This is a genomic window from Pseudomonas sp. J380 (assembly GCF_009827115.1).
GTDB lineage: Bacteria > Pseudomonadota > Gammaproteobacteria > Pseudomonadales > Pseudomonadaceae > Aquipseudomonas > Aquipseudomonas paracarnis.
Map to the genome: position 1 here is coordinate 5,629,218 of NZ_CP043060.1, position 14,886 is coordinate 5,644,103.

The window sequence follows — 14,886 nt, forward strand, 5'->3', positions numbered from 1 at the left end:
ACTTTTTTGCCTGCCTTTCTACAATGATTCCAAGAGGAACAGACATGGCTGAAACGTCCCCCATCCGCTACAGCTTCGGCGGTGATGAACACCTATTTGCCGAGGTCAGCGACAGCATGTCCCTGGAGGCTTTTTTCAAGGGCATGGCGGTGACCCGCGCGGTGGAGCGCCTGGCGCTGGAAGGCGTACTGGATGTCTGCCTGGCCAACGCATCGTTCCAGATTCGCTTCGACCCTGACCGCATCGCCCCTCACGCGCTGCTCGACGCCGTGCAAAGCGCCGAAGCCCAGGCCGTGGCCGAACGCACCTTGCGCACGCGCATCATCGAAATCCCAGTGCTCTATAACGACCCCTGGACCCACGAAACCCTGATGCGTTTTCGTGACCGCCACCAAGACCCCAGCGGCACAGACCTGGAATACGCGGCACGCATCAATGGCCTGGCCGACGTGGACGCGTTCATCGCCGCCCACAGTGGCGCGCCGTGGTTTGTGTCGATGGTCGGCTTTGTCGCGGGCTTGCCGTTCATGTTCCAGATGGTCGAACGCGAGCGGCAATTGCAGGTGCCCAAATACCTGCGGCCACGCACCGACACACCGAAACTGACCCTGGGCCATGGCGGTTGCTTTGGCTGTATCTACTCAGTGCGAGGGGCGGGCGGTTATCAGATGTTCGGCGTTACCCCGGCACCGATCTACGACCCGGCGCAGCAGTTGGCGTACCTCAAGGAGCACATGGTGTTCTTCCGACCTGGCGATATCGTGCAGTTCAAGCCGATGGACCGCGAGGCATATGACCTGGCGGTCGCCGAGGTGGACGCCGGGCGTTTCGACTTGCGCATTCGCCCGGTGGAATTTTCTCTGGATGCCTTTCTCGCCGACCCCATTGGCTATCCGAAAACCCTGCAGGAGGCGCTGGCATGATCAAGGTCCTCAAACCCGGCCTCGCCACCTCCGTGCAGGACCTGGGCCGCGAAGGTTATTACCATTTAGGCATCCCACCATCGGGGGCGCTGGACCAATACGCGTTGAGTGCGGCCAACCACCTGGTGGGCAATCCCGTGGGCGCGGCGGGCCTGGAATGCACGCTGATCGGGCCGGCGCTGGAGTTCCAGCAGGACGCGCTGGTGGCCTTGAGCGGCGCCTTGATGTCGCCGCGCCTGGACGGTGAAGTGGTGCATCAGGACACCGCCTTTGCCGTACGCGCCGGGCAGGTGCTGCGGTTCGAGTTTCCCAAGGCCGGCGCACGCACCTACCTCGCCGTCGCTGGCGGTATCGACGTGCCGTTGGTGCTCGGCAGCCGCTCCACCTACACCCTCGGCGCCCTCGGCGGGTTTAATGGCCGACGCTTGCAGGAGGGCGATCAATTGCCGATCGGTAGCGCCAGCGGTACCGGGCGTGCGGGCAACAGCTTGCCGATGGCGTTGCGGCGTTCGGTCGGCGGCGATGTGACGTTGCGGGTGGTGCCGGGGCTGTATTACGAACGCTTGAGCTTGGAGGCCAAAAGCAGCTTTTTTGCCGAGCCGTGGACGGTCGGCTCCGAGGCCGATCGCATCGGCTATCGCTTCAAGGGCGGCAGCGCGTTGAGCTTCCAGCCACGTGAACAGCCGTTTGGCGCGGGCTCCGATCCCTCCAACATCGTTGACAGTTGCTACCCGATCGGCTCGATTCAAGTACCGGCGGGGCTGGAACCGATTGTGCTGCATCGCGATGCGGTGTCGGGCGGTGGCTACGCGATGATCGGCACGGTGATCAGCGCCGACCTGGACTTGATCGGGCAAATGCAGCCCAACCAGCGGGCGGGGTTTGTGGCGGTGAGTCTGGAGGAGGCTTTGGAGGCGCGGCGGTTGTACAAGAAGCGGCTCAGAGCGATGACGGGACTCTTCAATCACTGAACATACGCTTAACCCCTGTGGAAGCTGGCTTGCCTGCGATAGCGGTGGGTCTGCTTGCATTGTCTTGGCTGATACACCGCAATCGCAGGCAAGCCAGTTCCCACCTTTGGGCTTATTTCAATTTGAGAATTTGCGGAATGCCCACCGCCCAGCGATCAGGGTGAAGGTTGCGACCAAGGCCACCAGTATCCAGAAGCCTTCCGGGTCTTGGGACAGGGGCACCCCACCCACATTCATGCCAAAAAAACCGGCAATGATGTTGATCGGCAGCGCCAGCACCGTCACCACTGTGAGGGTAAACAATGTGCGGTTGCTCTGTTCATTGAGGTTGGCGGCGATCTCTTCCTGCAACAGCTTGATGCGTTCGCCCAGGGCGGTCAGGTCGTTGATGATCAGCGCAAACTCCTCGGTGGATTTGCGCAATTCCTTCACGTCTTCCTTTTGCAGCCATTGCGGCGGGCGATTGAGCAGGCGTAGCAGCGAGCCCGGCTCCAAAGCCAGCAGGCGTTGCAGGCGCACCAGCACGCGGCGGGCGGCGCCCAGTTCGGCACGGTTGGTGGACAGGCGCGAAGACAACAGCTGATCCTCGATTTGGTCAACGCTGATGCTGGTCTTGCGCACGATCTGCGTCAGCACTTCGCCCTGGTCGCGCAGCAGGTGCACCAACAGCTCCAAGGGGGAGCGAAAGTGTTCGCCGGCCTTCACCGACGAGCGCAATTTATCCACCGAGTGCAACGGCTGCAGGCGTGCGCTCACCAGCAAGCGGCTGCGCGCACACACCCACAGCGTGGAAATATCCGACGACACCATGCTGCTGAAGTTGAACACCACATCGTTGACCACGGCCAATAAGGCCGAGTCCACATGCTCGATGCGCGTGGAGCGTGAGCCCTCATGCAAGGCTTCAAAAAACTCTTCTGGCAGTGACAGATGCGCCTGCATCCAGCGCTCGCAGGCGGCGTGCGCCAGGTTCAGGTGCAGCCACAGGAATTCTTCCGGATCTGGCGGTTGCTGCAAGGCGGCGAGGGCGGTGGCGGAATCAATTTGTTGGCCTTTCTCGCCGGGGCGAAAACGAAAACCGTAAAGCAGGCCAAACAGATCGGAATCTTGATGGCCGTGGTCGATGCTGTGGTTCATGGCGACTCGCAGAGAAAGGGCCTGTAGGACGTTTCACAGGTTCCTGAGCGAATCATTGCAAGGCGGTATGACGGTTATGTGACGGTTTGAGGCGCGCATAAAAAAACGCGCCACCCGAAGGTGGCGCGTTTTTTCAAGGTTCAACTCAGGTGTCTTGCTTGTTTTCCAGCACGGCACCGGTTTTGGCGTCGAGCTTCACATCCCATTTCTTGCCGGTGGTGTCGGTCAGGTCCACTTCGTAGACCAGCTTGCCAGCTTCGTGATCCAACTCGGTATCGTTGATGGTAGCGCCGGCATGTTGGGCGACGGCGGCGGCGTTGAGCTTTTCGAACGCCATCACTTCACCGGTCTTGAGCAGGCTGGGAATCTGGTCTGGACGAACATCAGCCTGGGCCAGGCCGGCGGTCAAGGTCAGGGCAGTAGCGGCGAACAGGGCGGTCAAGGTTTTCATGGTGTATGTCCTTCTTAGGTTGAGCTGTTTAAGTGGCGCCAGATTAACCAGCGCAACTTAACTCATCCTTAATGGCTCACTGACACCAACGCTTTTAGTACTTATGGTCGTTGAGCAGGTCTTGCACGCTGGACGACGGCCAGCGCTTGTAGAACTTCAACAGCTCGGCGGCGCGGTTGGTGAAGATGCCATCGACGCCGGCCTTCATGACCTTCTCGAAGTCCACCGGCTCATCCACGGTATACACATGCACCAGCAGGCCCTTGTCGTGGGTCAGCTTGTTCATTTCCGGCTTCACCAGGTCGGTGTAGCTCTGGTCGCCGTGGTCGGTCAGCTCAGCCGACGGGCCGGTGCCGATGGCGCCAAGGCTTTTGGCCTCATCGACCCACTTTTCGAATTCGGCGGCATCTTTGGGCTCTTGCTTGGCGTAGTAGGCGGCCTTGGTGGCTTCGCCAGACTCGGCGAAGGTCACTTTGGATTTGGGCTCGATGCTGCCTTCACCCACCCACAACAGCAGGATTTTCGGAGTGTTGGGCATTTCTTTCTGCAGCTCTTTGAGGCTGGCGGTTTCGAAGGTTTGCAGCACCACGCGGCCCTTGCCTTGGCCGACACCGGTGTTGCTCTTGCCCAGCTTGGAGCCGGCGGAGCTCAGCCAGCCTTTGTCCAGCAGCTTGTTTTTCAGGTCGGCTTCGATGCCCGGGAACTGCTTGGGCTCCTTGGTCTCGATGTACAGGCCGGGTTTGTGCGAGGGGTTGCCTTCGGCGATCTTGATGATGTCGTCCAGGCTCAGGATTTTCAGGCCAACGAAACCAGGGCGCGCGCGGTCCGGGTAGGCGGCGTTGAACCAGCTGCCGGCGTCGAGGGTTTGCAGTTCTTTCCAGGTGAATTCGTTGGCAGGCGCGTCTTTGCGCTCGGGGAACTTGGTGGCGACGTCGGTGGTGCGCTGCAGGTTGTTGTCGTGCAGGGCGAACAGTACGCCGTCCTTGCTGCGTTGCAAGTCCAGTTCCAGGTAGTCGGCACCCAGGTCGCGTGCAACCTTGTAGGCAGCGGCGGTGGATTCAGGCGCATCGTAGGAAGCACCACGGTGAGCGATCACGGCAGGGTAGGGAATGCCTTCGTTTGTCGCCAATTCGGCCGGGCTGACCGGCTCGGCAGCCTGTGCCTGGCCAAGGCCGAGCATCAACGCCAGCAGCAAGGCGCTTTTGGAAAACGTGACAGGCATATGCGAAGTCCTTTCGTGGAGGTAACTTTGAGAAGGTGTCCTTTTTAACAATTGATTGCGAACGGCGCTATCACCAAACCGACATTAACGTGCGCACCGGCCAATTTTGTCGACTTTTTTGCAGGGTGTTGCAGTATTCTTACGGGTAGCTGCCCCGCCAGAGGGCGGTATTTTCTGCCACGCGTGTAAACCATCTTTCCAGTCCCTGTGGGACTTTTCAGTGAGGTTTACCATGCGCATCACTTCCGAGCTTATCTGCCAGGCCGCCGACCAACTCCAGGGATTTGTCGGCCTCAACCGCAAGACCGGCCAGTACATCGTACGATTCAGCGAAGACTCATTCGGCATGGACGTGGCCGATGACGGCATCATCCCCACGGCCGAGTTCGTCTGGCTGCCGGCCGCCGACCACACCATGACCCTGTGCCGAGCGCGCCTGCAGTTGTTGCTCGACCAGAATATCGACGAACGCATCAACATCACCGAGCCGCTGCGTGTGTATATGCGCCGGGTAGAGATCCCGCAGATCAGCGCGTTGCGTAGTTTGGTGAGCTGAGCGTCCGCGATTGCTAACGATGACGAGCAAATGTGGGAGCTGGCTTGCCTGCGATAGTATCACTGCGCTTTCACTGCATCACCGAGGTGTCTGCATCGCCGGCAAGCCAGCTCCCACCGGGTTCGGTGATTCAAGTGGAGAAGGTGTAGGCCCGCTCTACCTTGCATACCCGTGTGTGAAACGCCTCATACCAGGTGGCCCGCCCTTGCTCGCGCACCTGCCGATGCTCGGCCTGCTGTTTCCAGGCCAGTATCGCCGCCTCACTGGCCCAGTAGGACACGGTGATCCCCAGTCCATCCTCCCGCGCCGATTCCACCCCCAGGAACCCCGGTTGTTGCCTGGCCAGTTCCAGCATGCGTGTGGCGGCCTCGCCATAACCCAGGTCGGCGCCGGTGCGCAGCGAGCTGAAAATCACCGCGTAATAAGGTGGGGCGGGTGTCTTGGCGATCATACCGATACCTCCTGGCAGGCCTTGAGCAGCGCAATCGTCAGCGGCGGCGTGATGCCCTTGAGTGCGGCGCGTTCGGGCTGGAACAGGGTAGCGACGAAGAACGGGTGGTCGAGCAGTTCCACCGCGCGCAGATCGCCCGCCGAATCGTGGCCGGTGGGAATCAGGTTGGCGTCCAGCAGGGCGTCGGCAAAGGCGGGGTTGATGCCGTAGCGGCAACGGTAACCCTCGTGGATGTCCAGGCGGCTGTAGGCCTGGGCAATGCGCGTGTACGGGGCCAGGCGTACGGTGTTGCTCACCTCCACCAGGGAGCAGTCCAGCGGCGTGATGACGGCGCGTTCAGCATCCGGCATTAATTCGCCGTGCTGGGCATCGGCCCAGCCGAGCACATGGCGGGCATATTCCAGCACGGCATGTTGAAAACCGCCGCAGGTACCGAGGAAAGGGCGACCTTGTTCGCGGGCAAAACGTATCGCCCGTAAGGCGCCGTCGACATCGCGATAGGGGCTGCCGGGCACGCACCAGAAACCGTCGAAGTCGCTCAGGGCAGAAGTGGAGGTGAGGGTGTCGGTGGCCAGCCATTGCACTTGGACGTTCAGGCCCAGAACGTCGGCGGCCTGTTGCAGGGCCATGGGAATGGCTTGGTGGGCGGTCACATCGGGGGTGTAATCACCGATCAGGGCAAGGTGCAGCGCGGGGGTTGGCATCATGTACGTCCATGACTTGTGGTGGGGTGATACCCACTATAGATTGGCGCTCACGCAATCAATATTGGCGTTTGCCCATATGTTCAATGCAGTCACGCACTATCAAATCGACTACGCCGACCTGTCGTTGATCCTGGCCCTGGTGCGCGGCGGTACCCTGGCGCGGGCGGCGGCGCTGCTGCGGGTCGATGTATCCACGGTGTTCCGTGCGGTGCGGCGGCTGGAGGCGGCGCTGGGCCAGACCCTGTTTGAAAAAAGCCGTGCCGGTTATTTGCCCACCAGCCTGGCGAGCAACCTGGCCCAACAGGCCGAGCGTGCCGAGCAGGCGCTGGAGGCGGCGCGTATTGGCGTGGAGCAGGGCGGTGAAGTGATCAGCGGTACCGTGCGCCTGACCTGCACCGACTCGGTGTTGCAAGGTTTGCTGTTGCCGGCCCTCGCGCAGTTCATGCCGGCCTACCCGGCGTTGACCCTGGAACTGAGCACCTCCAATGACTTCGCCAACCTCAGCCGCCGCGATGCGGATATCGCCCTGCGCCTGACCAAGACGCCGCCAGCGCATCTTGTCGGACGTTGCCTGGGGGCGGTGACCTATCAGGTGTGTGCCAGTGCCGACTATGCGCGCCTGCACCCAGACCATGAGTGGGCCGACCTGGCCTGGATCGCGCCGGACGATTTTTTACCCGATCACCCCACCGTCATCTGGCGCCGTGAGCATTTGCCGGGCGTGCGTCTCCGTTATCGGTGCAACAGCATGCAGTCGGTGACCGAATTAGTGCGCGCGGGGTTGGGCGTGGCGGCGCTGCCGGATTTTCTGATGGGCGATGGCCTGCAACCGCTGGGCCCTGCGCTGGCAGGGCACGATACGGCGCTGTGGTTGCTGACGCGGCCTGATTGCCGGGCGTTACGCTCGGTGGTGACGCTATTTGATGAACTGGGGCGGCATGTGCGCTGGCTGCGAAGTTAACCTGCAGACAGCCAGCGCCAATGGCTCAGCGATTGCCCCGCTCATTGGCAAACGCACTTACCGCTTGTACTGCTTCGCCGGTGCCTTCGCGAATCTGCAGGATCACCGTGCCGGCCTGGTTGGCCAGTTCCACACCCTGGGCGGCGCGGTCGCGGGTGGCGTCCATGCTGTCGATGGCTTGGCGGGTTTCGTCCTGGATCATGGCGATCATGCCGGAGATTTCGGCGGTGGAGCCGCTGGTACGCGCCGCCAGTTGCCGCACTTCATCGGCCACCACGGCAAAGCCACGGCCCTGCTCGCCGGCGCGGGCGGCTTCAATGGCGGCGTTGAGGGCGAGCAGATTGGTCTGGTCGGCGATGCCGCGAATGGTATTGACGATGGCGGTGATCTGTTGCGAGCGTTCGCCGAGTTTGGCGATCAGTTGCGAAGATGTGTCGATATCCACGGCAATTTCGCGCATGCCGCTGGCGGTTTTCTGAATCACCTCGGCGCCTTTTTCCGCCATCTCCTGGGTGTTCAACGACAGGTGGTAAGCCTGGGCGGCGCTCTGTGCGTCAGCGGCATGCTGTAGCACGCGGGCGGTGACATCCGAGGCGAACTTCACCACTTTGCACAGGCGCCCGCTGGCGTCGTACACCGGGTTGTAGTTGGCTTCCAGCCACACGACCTGGCCGTGTTTGTCCACCCGCTCGAACTGGCCATTGAACAGCTCGCCCTGGTTCAAGCGCTTCCAGAACTCGCTGTAGGCCGCACTGTTGGCCAGCTCGGGTGTGCAAAACAGGCGGTGATGCTTGCCCTGGATCTGCGCCAGGCTGTAGCCCATGCGCTGCAGGAAATTGTCGTTTGCGGTGATGATGGTGCCGTCGAGGTTGAACTCGATCATCGCCATGGCGCGGTCGATGGCTTCGAGCTTGGCGTTGGCTTCGCTTTCGGCTTGCAGACGCGGGGTGACGTCCATGGCGTATTTCACCACTTTGATCACATTCCCCGCCTCATCCCGTACCGGGTTATAGCTTGCTTCCAGCCACACCGAGGCGCCGTTGGCGCCTACTCGTTCAAAGGTGCCCGACTGGAATTGGCCGTTTCGCAGGTGCGTCCACAGCTGGTTGTAGTCCGCGCTGCGGGCGAACGCCGGGGTACAGAACATCCGATGGGGCTGGCCCAGGATCTGTTCGGCGCGGTAGCCCATGGTCTTGATGAAGTTGTCATTGGCGCGCAGCACGGTGCCTTGCAGGTCGAATTCGATCACGGCCATGGAGCGTTCGATGGCGTCCAGCAGGCTGGTCTGTTGGGCTAGGCTGTGTTGCAGGGTACTGATGGTTTTCTTGTGAGCGTTGAATAGCATGGTGGAGGGCTCGGGCATGCAAGCGTATGCGGGGTCCATGTATTTGCGCCTGACCCCGTAGGGCCCCTGGCCTTACGGTTGACTTGCTCATTGCCAGCTTCCTGATGCTGACAGAGGGGGGTAGAACAACGGTGTCAGAGTGATCAACCGACCTGGAAGTTCGCCCGTCAGGCAGGACTATTTTGACCAGGCGACCAATGGCGGCATTATGCTATTGCGGCAGGCCGGCGAATGAAGTTTCAGACGAGGTGTCATCAGACAACTCAGGCCGGATGGGCGGCCACGCAACGGGCGGAATACGCCAAAACGCTCTGCAATAACGCGCCTTAGTATGAGGGCGGAGTGCTGACTTCGTAGCCGGCCAGGAACAGGTCGATGGCTGATTCGATAACACCTGCCTGGGCGGCGGGGTCGAGGGTGGGCTGGCCGAGGGTAATCTGCGGCCAGAATGCAAAGGCCTTGAGCAGGCTTTGGATCTGGTGGGCGGCGAACCCCGGGTCGGTGCAGGTGAGGCGGCCGTCTTCCTGGGCGGCGCGCACCCATTGGGTAAAGCCTTCTTCTCGTGCGCTGAGGCGGTTGACCATGTCTTGAGCGCGTTCCGGCGAATGAATGGTGGCAGCAATGGCTACGCGTGCCAGGTCGAGGAAGTTGGCGTCCGACATCATCTGCATTTTCGCTTCCAGCAACGTGCGCAGTTGGTCGCGCAGCGGACGGTCGCTCGTATAGATCACGTCCAGCTGGGCAACGCTGCTGGCCCATAGTTGGTGGAGGATCTCGGCGAACAGTTCTTCCTTGCTGGGGAAATGGTTGTACACCGTGCGCTTGGAAACGCCAGCAGTTGCGGCGATTTTGTCCATGCTGGTGACCTCGAAGCCGTTCTCGCGAAATTCGGCAATCGCCGCAGCCACGATGGCTTCACGTTTACGCTCGGTGAGGCGTTTGGGGGCAGTCATGGAAGGCATTCGACTCAACAATGAAATTACACCGGGCAGTTTACTTGCTCCGGATTTTGTTGCAATCTAGAAACTACACTGTGCAGTGTAATACTTGAGCGGACCGCCGGAGTCACATCGTCATGGCCACTATTTCAACCCGTCTCGACCCGGCGCCCTCGGCGCCCAAGCCTGCCGAGCAGGGCCTGGGGCACTTCAGCAACGACACTCCGGTGCAGCACGGTGGCTTGGGCAAGACCCTGCGCATTTTCTGGAACATGCTATTCAACAAGCCGCGCACGACACGGCCGGTGGGGCAGATTCCGGTACAGCCACTGACCCGCGAGCAGTTATTGGCCGCCCCTGATCACAGCGTGTATCGCCTCGGCCATTCAACCGTGCTGCTGAAACTACGTGGTAAATTCTGGGTCACCGACCCGGTGTTTGCCGAACGCGCCTCGCCGTTCAGTTGGGCCGGCCCCAAGCGTTTTCATCAGCCGCCTATCAGTGTTGATGAGCTGCCAGCGCTGGAAGCGGTGATCCTTTCCCATAATCATTACGACCATCTCGACCGCAAAGCGGTAGTCCAATTGGCCGAAAAGACCCGCTACTTCCTGGCGCCCCTGGGCGTGGGTGACACGCTGGTCAAATGGGGCGTAGACGCCAGCAAAGTGCGCCAGCTGGAGTGGTGGCAGGGCATCGAAGTCGATGGCGTTCGTTTTGTCTGCACGCCGGCTCAGCACTTTTCAGGGCGCGGCCTGTTTGATGGCAACCAGACCCTGTGGTGCTCATGGGTAATGATCGACGCTACGCGACGTATATTTTTCAGTGGCGATACTGGCTATTTCGACGGTTTCAAACGCATCGGCGAGCAGTACGGGCCGTTTGACCTGACCCTGATGGAAACCGGCGCTTACAATGTCGATTGGCCCCATGTGCACATGCAGCCGGAGCAAACGCTGCAGGCGCATATCGATCTGAAAGGGCGCTGGCTTCTGCCGATTCACAACGGCACCTTCGATCTGGCCTTCCACGCCTGGCATGAGCCCTTCGACCGCATCATGGCCCTGGCCTGGGAGCGCAATATCTCGATCACCACTCCGGCGATGGGTCAGGCTTTTCGCTTGAACCAGCCTGAGCGCGGGCAAGCCTGGTGGCTGGAAGTGGAGCCTCAACCGGTCAACGAACACGCAGCAAGCTGAGCCGATGGCCCGCTTGGAAAAGAGTTTTTCAGCGAATTTCTGCTCTGCGACAAAGGCCAAATGAGAGTGCGATGATCCCGCGGAAATTTTATTTCCGGGAGGATGTTTCGATGGACAGCCACTGTAAGAAGCTTTGGAAAATAGGGGTGCCTTGTGCCCCAGCCCAACCGCTACCCCCGCCAATGAACGCCGCCGACGTACCCGCTTCACCCCCCCATGCTGCACCCACCTCTATTGTCTTTGGCACCGAACAGGCTGCGGGCGCCATGCTCATCCCAGGGTATAACGCCCTGGCGCCCCATCTACGGCCGGTGCGTGACCCCGCGCTATCACTTGTCGCCCTCAGCGGCGAGGACCCTACCGAACCGGTGATGGTAGAGGTACCGCTCGTGTTGAATAACACCACGTTCACCGCCACGCGGGCGTTGACGGGCTATCGGGTCGGGTATGTCGAGCGCTATGTGCAGGGCAATCACGTTGAACGGGTCGAACACAGTGAGGCCTTGCACCGAGTCTTCGACACCCTGCGCAGGGCCGGTGTCCAATGGGTAGCGGTGGACATGCAGCGCAGCGGCGACAATCAGCAGGCCTGTCGTGAAATCGATGAGCGGGTGGCAGGCCTTCGCCTGGATGCCTTGGTGTCGGAGGATCCAGAAGCCGCCTTTCATAACGCCTCGAAAAGCGGGTACCCCACGGTGTGTGAAACCCTGGAGGATGGCTCCAGAGTCTGGTTTTACGGTGCACGCTGGGCAGGTGATCGTTTGGCGGCACTGGTACGCGCTTACCGCCAGCTACGGCCATAGACGTTATTGAAGACTACGTCGGGCTGGGAAGAGTAGGACGCAGCAGCAGGATTCGCCCGAAATATTGATGGGGTGTCGGCTCTTAGACTGGTGCGGTGTTATCGACCGATAACGCTCACATCCAGTTAGACAGAGGGGAATTTCATGATCGGACCAGTTTCGGTAAGTGGATGGGCGACAGGCCTGCTTCAGGAACTTGCAAACCCTGTGCAAGGTTTCAAGAGTGCCTGCCAGATGTCATTGGAGATGGGCCAAGGTGGCGGCGTTACCTCAGAGTCACTGTTGAGGGACTCGCTCAAGCAGATTGCCAATATTGATCGTGGGCTACAGGGCGGCAATGCGTTTTTGGAAACCAACCCGGATGCTATGAGGGAGGCGAAGGCCCGCGACCAGGAACGTGCCAATGGCCGCGTACTCAAGCACTTGCATGGCGTGCCGATAGCGCTGAAGGATGTCTTCGAAACCAACGACCGCATGCAGACCAGTGCAGGTTCGAAGGCCTTGGTGGGCGCGCCGGCCACTAAAACCGCCAAGGTTGTCGACAATTTGTTGAAGCACGGGGTGGTGATTGTGGGGAAAACCAATATGAGTGAGCTGTCCAACTTTCGGTCACTATTACCTGTGGATGGCTGGAGCTCCCGAGGTGGCCAGACGCTGAACCCTCATCGACTCGGAGGGCCGGTGGCTGGGTCGAGTTCAGGTTCGGCAGTGGCGGTCGCCCAAGGGCATGTGCCTGTGGCACTGGGGTTGGAAACCAACGGATCGATCATCAGCCCCGCCGCCTACAACGGTGTGTTTGGCCTGAAAACAACGACGGGCCTGGTCAGTACCGAAGGCGTCATGACCAGCACTCGCATGGACGCGGTGGGGACTTTTACCCGCAATATCTGTGATGCGGCCGAAGCGCTTAACGCAATGACCGAGACCACTGCCTACACCAAGGGCCTGCAGTCCGACGCCTTGAAGGACAAGCGAATTGGCTATACCCCTTTACCCGAGTTGTCCGCTGAGGAGGCCAAGGACCCGGCCAAGCGAGCAGACCGCAAGCATTATGAGGCGGCGCTCGACGTGATGAAGGCCCAAGGGGCGATTCTGGTGCCGATGGCGCGGTTGGATGCTGGCGTCCCCGAACAAACCTATGTCGATTATAACAACGCGCTTTTCTCGGAGGTCAAGCAAGCGCTGGAAGGCTACCTGGCTGGGCGAGAAGGTTTGCCGGTCAAATCACTCTCTGAGCTGATTGCTTTTATCAACCGCACCCAGAAACCTGGTGAGCCTGACCAGAAACTGCTGGAAATGATCAATGGGGTGCAGACCAACCAGGAAGATCGCGATGCGCTGTGGAAAGCCATTCTTCCTATATTTCAGAACACCATTGATGACCCCATGAAGGAGCACAAGCTCGACGCCATGGTGTCGAACTTCCAGTCCCACAATTATTTTTTCAGCGCTGCGGCCGGGTACCCAGGCATATCCGTTCCGTCAGGCATGGATGAAGATGGCATGCCCACGGCACTTTACGTGTATGGCTCCGCCAACAGTGAAGCGACCTTGCTGTCAGTCGCCTATGGTTATGAACAAGCCTCACAGGCCATTCAAAAACCGGCTTTTCTCCCAGGTGCTCCCTTCACACCGACACCTGCCAGTACAGAGGACGTGGTTGAGACTACTGACACTTGAGTTTGAATCAGCCTCTGCAGACGGCTGCCTCGCAGAGGTTGTGCCAGGGTTCAATCGACCGCCACGGGTGCATTTGAAACTATTGAAGCGCCCGGAGAAACACCTGGGCTCTACGCACCATTGGGTTGAGGCGTTTGTGAGTCAATGGTTGCGGTGGTTGAACCCATCAACCGGGAAATGAGGCCTTGCGCAGAAGGTTGCGCTGCGGCGGTATCAAACCGCCGCGCACTCATCCCCCACCCCGGCGCGAACCCCGGGAAAAATACCAGCCCTTCGGCCTCCAGGCGAAACGCCAGGATCAAACGAGTTTCATCGTCCACGTCGCCGTGGCCTTCCAGTTTCTCAATTGCTTGCACCGCCACGCCAGCCTGGCGAGCCAGCTCTTCGCGGCTCCAGCCCAGCATCACGCGCGCCTGCGCGCAGTGTTTGGTGGTGAATTGATGCAAGACGATCTGTTGTTCTACGAAAGAACTCATTGCCAGAGAGGACATGGGGTTTCTCCAGGTTCGACAGGGGAGGCGCAACTATACTGTTTTTTTGTACAGTTGTTTCTACCGCTCATCCATTGGCGTTGCAACCCCTTATGATTCCAGCCCCGGCGCCTCGCGAATAATCAGGTGATCCAGGTTTTCGATCCTGGCGCTGAATACCCCGAACGTCTGCTCGGGTTTTTTCTGGCTGGGCACCTGCACAAGCTGCGGCGTGACCCCGTAGAAAAAGCAATACAGCGGCCGTTCGCTGCTGGCCGCCGCCTTGATCTGTTCCAGGAATGCCGTGCGCTTGCGGTAGTTTTCGATAAGCTTTTTGCTCAGGTAGACATTTACCGAATAGGGCTTCTTGTCGAGCCACACCTTCTTTTCGAAGTCGATGCGAAAGCTGCTGGTGTAGTCCTTGATGGTCTTGATCTTGCCCCAGTAAATCAAACCCTGGTTGTCTTGCAGGTATTCGATCTTCTTGAAGAATGCCCAGTAGGTCGCCGTGTGCTCACCGATCTTCAAGGGCATGGCCTTGAGCTTGTCCTTGTCATCGATGTTGGACACGTAGCACTCCACCGGGTGTGCGAATACGCTGGTTTTGTCCGGGATCGAGTCATTGCTGCCAGAAGAGGTGGTAGCGCGGTTTGCGGGCACTTTCGTCGGCTCCTGCAGGACGCTCCCAGCGGTGCCGACTACCGGCGTTCTAAGCTCGTACAGTCGCCGCGTCAGCACAAATTCCGATGGGAAATTTTCCTCACGCTCGTCGTCATTTTCACCCGTCGCAGGTTTATGGCTGCCGGCATAGCGGCAGCCGTCGATATGCCGCGTGCCGGGTTTGTTCTTGAAGTGCGGCGTGCGCTGGTAGTTGACGTTCTTGGCGTTGAAGGTACTCAACGCATTGGCGCTATCGAACGCCGCACGGCAGGCGTCGTTGGGGCACAGGAAGCTGTCCTTGTCGGAATCGAAGGCGGTAGTTTCATCGAAATTCAGATCTCGCACGTCGTAGATCGACAGCTTGTCGCCGAGACTCAAGCTGTAGGCCGTGTCGAATTTCATGGGGCTCGGGTCC

16 protein-coding genes are annotated in these 14,886 nt (G+C 60.0%); 7 read left to right on the forward strand and 9 right to left on the reverse strand.

Annotation, left to right across the window (positions count from 1 at the left end; translation table 11 throughout):
• The first annotated feature begins 44 nt into the window (after nucleotides 1–44).
• Entirely contained in the window at nucleotides 45–923 is an 879-nt protein-coding gene (locus FXO12_RS25715) for an allophanate hydrolase subunit 1 (protein ID WP_054896726.1), read from the forward strand.
• Complete coding sequence (locus FXO12_RS25720) at nucleotides 920–1,894, forward strand: biotin-dependent carboxyltransferase family protein (RefSeq protein WP_054918276.1); 975 nt, start codon at nucleotides 920–922, stop codon at nucleotides 1,892–1,894. Before FXO12_RS25715 ends, FXO12_RS25720 begins: the two co-directional genes overlap by 4 nt.
• 117 nt (nucleotides 1,895–2,011) lie before the next feature.
• Here the strand turns inward: FXO12_RS25720 and FXO12_RS25725 are convergent, their stop codons facing one another.
• The 3 genes from FXO12_RS25725 to FXO12_RS25735 all read right to left on the reverse strand — a co-directional run bounded on the left by FXO12_RS25725 (nucleotide 2,012) and on the right by FXO12_RS25735 (nucleotide 4,704).
• Nucleotides 2,012–3,031: a transporter gene (locus FXO12_RS25725; protein WP_057975143.1), complete on the reverse strand. Its 1,020-nt coding sequence runs from the start codon at nucleotides 3,029–3,031 to the stop codon at nucleotides 2,012–2,014.
• A gap of 145 nt (nucleotides 3,032–3,176) precedes the next feature.
• Nucleotides 3,177–3,482, reverse strand: coding sequence for a PepSY domain-containing protein (locus FXO12_RS25730; RefSeq protein WP_034128489.1), 306 nt, complete (start codon nucleotides 3,480–3,482; stop codon nucleotides 3,177–3,179).
• 94 nt (nucleotides 3,483–3,576) lie between these two features.
• Nucleotides 3,577–4,704, reverse strand: coding sequence for a glycerophosphodiester phosphodiesterase (locus FXO12_RS25735; protein ID WP_034128488.1), 1,128 nt, complete (start codon nucleotides 4,702–4,704; stop codon nucleotides 3,577–3,579).
• 232 nt (nucleotides 4,705–4,936) lie between these two features.
• On the opposite strand from FXO12_RS25735, the gene FXO12_RS25740 reads away from it, so the two are divergent.
• The gene (locus tag FXO12_RS25740) at nucleotides 4,937–5,260 is read left to right on the forward strand and encodes a DUF2025 family protein (RefSeq protein WP_014719621.1); all 324 of its coding nucleotides are present in this window, start codon (nucleotides 4,937–4,939) and stop codon (nucleotides 5,258–5,260) included.
• A gap of 130 nt (nucleotides 5,261–5,390) precedes the next feature.
• Here FXO12_RS25740 and FXO12_RS25745 read toward each other — a convergent pair whose 3' ends face one another.
• The gene (locus FXO12_RS25745) at nucleotides 5,391–5,711 is read right to left on the reverse strand and encodes an antibiotic biosynthesis monooxygenase (RefSeq protein WP_054918277.1); all 321 of its coding nucleotides are present in this window, start codon (nucleotides 5,709–5,711) and stop codon (nucleotides 5,391–5,393) included.
• Nucleotides 5,708–6,415, reverse strand: a complete 708-nt coding sequence (locus FXO12_RS25750) for a CTP synthase (protein ID WP_057975144.1) — start codon at nucleotides 6,413–6,415, stop codon at nucleotides 5,708–5,710. The genes FXO12_RS25745 and FXO12_RS25750 overlap by 4 nt, the downstream gene beginning before the upstream one ends.
• Before the next feature lie 79 nt (nucleotides 6,416–6,494).
• Here FXO12_RS25750 and FXO12_RS25755 point away from each other — a divergent pair, with 79 nt between their 5' ends.
• Nucleotides 6,495–7,379: a LysR family transcriptional regulator gene (locus FXO12_RS25755; RefSeq protein WP_057975145.1), complete on the forward strand. Its 885-nt coding sequence runs from the start codon at nucleotides 6,495–6,497 to the stop codon at nucleotides 7,377–7,379.
• A gap of 25 nt (nucleotides 7,380–7,404) precedes the next feature.
• Here FXO12_RS25755 and FXO12_RS25760 read toward each other — a convergent pair whose 3' ends face one another.
• Both FXO12_RS25760 and FXO12_RS25765 read right to left on the reverse strand, forming a co-directional pair.
• Nucleotides 7,405–8,724, reverse strand: a complete 1,320-nt coding sequence (locus FXO12_RS25760; RefSeq protein WP_054918288.1) for a PAS domain-containing methyl-accepting chemotaxis protein — start codon at nucleotides 8,722–8,724, stop codon at nucleotides 7,405–7,407.
• A gap of 326 nt (nucleotides 8,725–9,050) precedes the next feature.
• Nucleotides 9,051–9,677 carry a TetR/AcrR family transcriptional regulator gene (locus FXO12_RS25765; protein ID WP_034128571.1) on the reverse strand — a complete coding sequence of 209 codons (627 nt, stop codon included), beginning with the start codon at nucleotides 9,675–9,677 and terminating at the stop codon, nucleotides 9,051–9,053.
• Between the two features lie 122 nt (nucleotides 9,678–9,799).
• Here FXO12_RS25765 and FXO12_RS25770 point away from each other — a divergent pair, with 122 nt between their 5' ends.
• The 3 genes from FXO12_RS25770 to FXO12_RS25780 all read left to right on the forward strand — a co-directional run bounded on the left by FXO12_RS25770 (nucleotide 9,800) and on the right by FXO12_RS25780 (nucleotide 13,341).
• Complete coding sequence (locus FXO12_RS25770; protein WP_057975146.1) at nucleotides 9,800–10,858, forward strand: MBL fold metallo-hydrolase; 1,059 nt, start codon at nucleotides 9,800–9,802, stop codon at nucleotides 10,856–10,858.
• A gap of 266 nt (nucleotides 10,859–11,124) precedes the next feature.
• On the forward strand, nucleotides 11,125–11,661 hold the full coding sequence (locus FXO12_RS25775; RefSeq protein WP_233098120.1) for a hypothetical protein: 537 nt from the start codon (nucleotides 11,125–11,127) through the stop codon (nucleotides 11,659–11,661).
• 144 nt (nucleotides 11,662–11,805) lie between these two features.
• Nucleotides 11,806–13,341, forward strand: coding sequence for an amidase family protein (locus tag FXO12_RS25780; protein ID WP_229999917.1), 1,536 nt, complete (start codon nucleotides 11,806–11,808; stop codon nucleotides 13,339–13,341).
• 110 nt (nucleotides 13,342–13,451) lie between these two features.
• Here FXO12_RS25780 and FXO12_RS25785 read toward each other — a convergent pair whose 3' ends face one another.
• Together FXO12_RS25785 and FXO12_RS25790 are read right to left on the reverse strand one after the other, a co-directional pair.
• On the reverse strand, nucleotides 13,452–13,832 hold the full coding sequence (locus FXO12_RS25785; RefSeq protein WP_054896732.1) for a helix-turn-helix transcriptional regulator: 381 nt from the start codon (nucleotides 13,830–13,832) through the stop codon (nucleotides 13,452–13,454).
• Nucleotides 13,833–13,922: 90 nt separating this feature from the next.
• On the reverse strand, nucleotides 13,923–14,873 hold the full coding sequence (locus tag FXO12_RS25790) for a hypothetical protein (protein ID WP_057975147.1): 951 nt from the start codon (nucleotides 14,871–14,873) through the stop codon (nucleotides 13,923–13,925).
• Nucleotides 14,874–14,886: the final 13 nt, after the last annotated feature.

Bases quoted from the DNA above. Each gene is read 5' to 3' on its own strand.
- FXO12_RS25725 (WP_057975143.1), bottom strand. From the start codon at position 3,031: ATGAACCACAGCATCGACCACGGCCATCAAGATTCCGATCTGTTTGGC.
- FXO12_RS25770 (WP_057975146.1), top strand. From the start codon at position 9,800: ATGGCCACTATTTCAACCCGTCTCGACCCGGCGCCCTCGGCGCCCAAG.
- FXO12_RS25785 (WP_054896732.1), bottom strand. From the start codon at position 13,832: ATGTCCTCTCTGGCAATGAGTTCTTTCGTAGAACAACAGATCGTCTTG.
- FXO12_RS25760 (WP_054918288.1), bottom strand. From the start codon at position 8,724: ATGCTATTCAACGCTCACAAGAAAACCATCAGTACCCTGCAACACAGC.
- FXO12_RS25755 (WP_057975145.1), top strand. From the start codon at position 6,495: ATGTTCAATGCAGTCACGCACTATCAAATCGACTACGCCGACCTGTCG.
- FXO12_RS25750 (WP_057975144.1), bottom strand. From the start codon at position 6,415: ATGCCAACCCCCGCGCTGCACCTTGCCCTGATCGGTGATTACACCCCC.
- FXO12_RS25790 (WP_057975147.1), bottom strand. From the start codon at position 14,873: ATGAAATTCGACACGGCCTACAGCTTGAGTCTCGGCGACAAGCTGTCG.
- FXO12_RS25730 (WP_034128489.1), bottom strand. From the start codon at position 3,482: ATGAAAACCTTGACCGCCCTGTTCGCCGCTACTGCCCTGACCTTGACC.
- FXO12_RS25780 (WP_229999917.1), top strand. From the start codon at position 11,806: ATGATCGGACCAGTTTCGGTAAGTGGATGGGCGACAGGCCTGCTTCAG.
- FXO12_RS25740 (WP_014719621.1), top strand. From the start codon at position 4,937: ATGCGCATCACTTCCGAGCTTATCTGCCAGGCCGCCGACCAACTCCAG.
- FXO12_RS25735 (WP_034128488.1), bottom strand. From the start codon at position 4,704: ATGCCTGTCACGTTTTCCAAAAGCGCCTTGCTGCTGGCGTTGATGCTC.
- FXO12_RS25715 (WP_054896726.1), top strand. From the start codon at position 45: ATGGCTGAAACGTCCCCCATCCGCTACAGCTTCGGCGGTGATGAACAC.
- FXO12_RS25765 (WP_034128571.1), bottom strand. From the start codon at position 9,677: ATGACTGCCCCCAAACGCCTCACCGAGCGTAAACGTGAAGCCATCGTG.
- FXO12_RS25745 (WP_054918277.1), bottom strand. From the start codon at position 5,711: ATGATCGCCAAGACACCCGCCCCACCTTATTACGCGGTGATTTTCAGC.
- FXO12_RS25720 (WP_054918276.1), top strand. From the start codon at position 920: ATGATCAAGGTCCTCAAACCCGGCCTCGCCACCTCCGTGCAGGACCTG.
- FXO12_RS25775 (WP_233098120.1), top strand. From the start codon at position 11,125: ATGCTCATCCCAGGGTATAACGCCCTGGCGCCCCATCTACGGCCGGTG.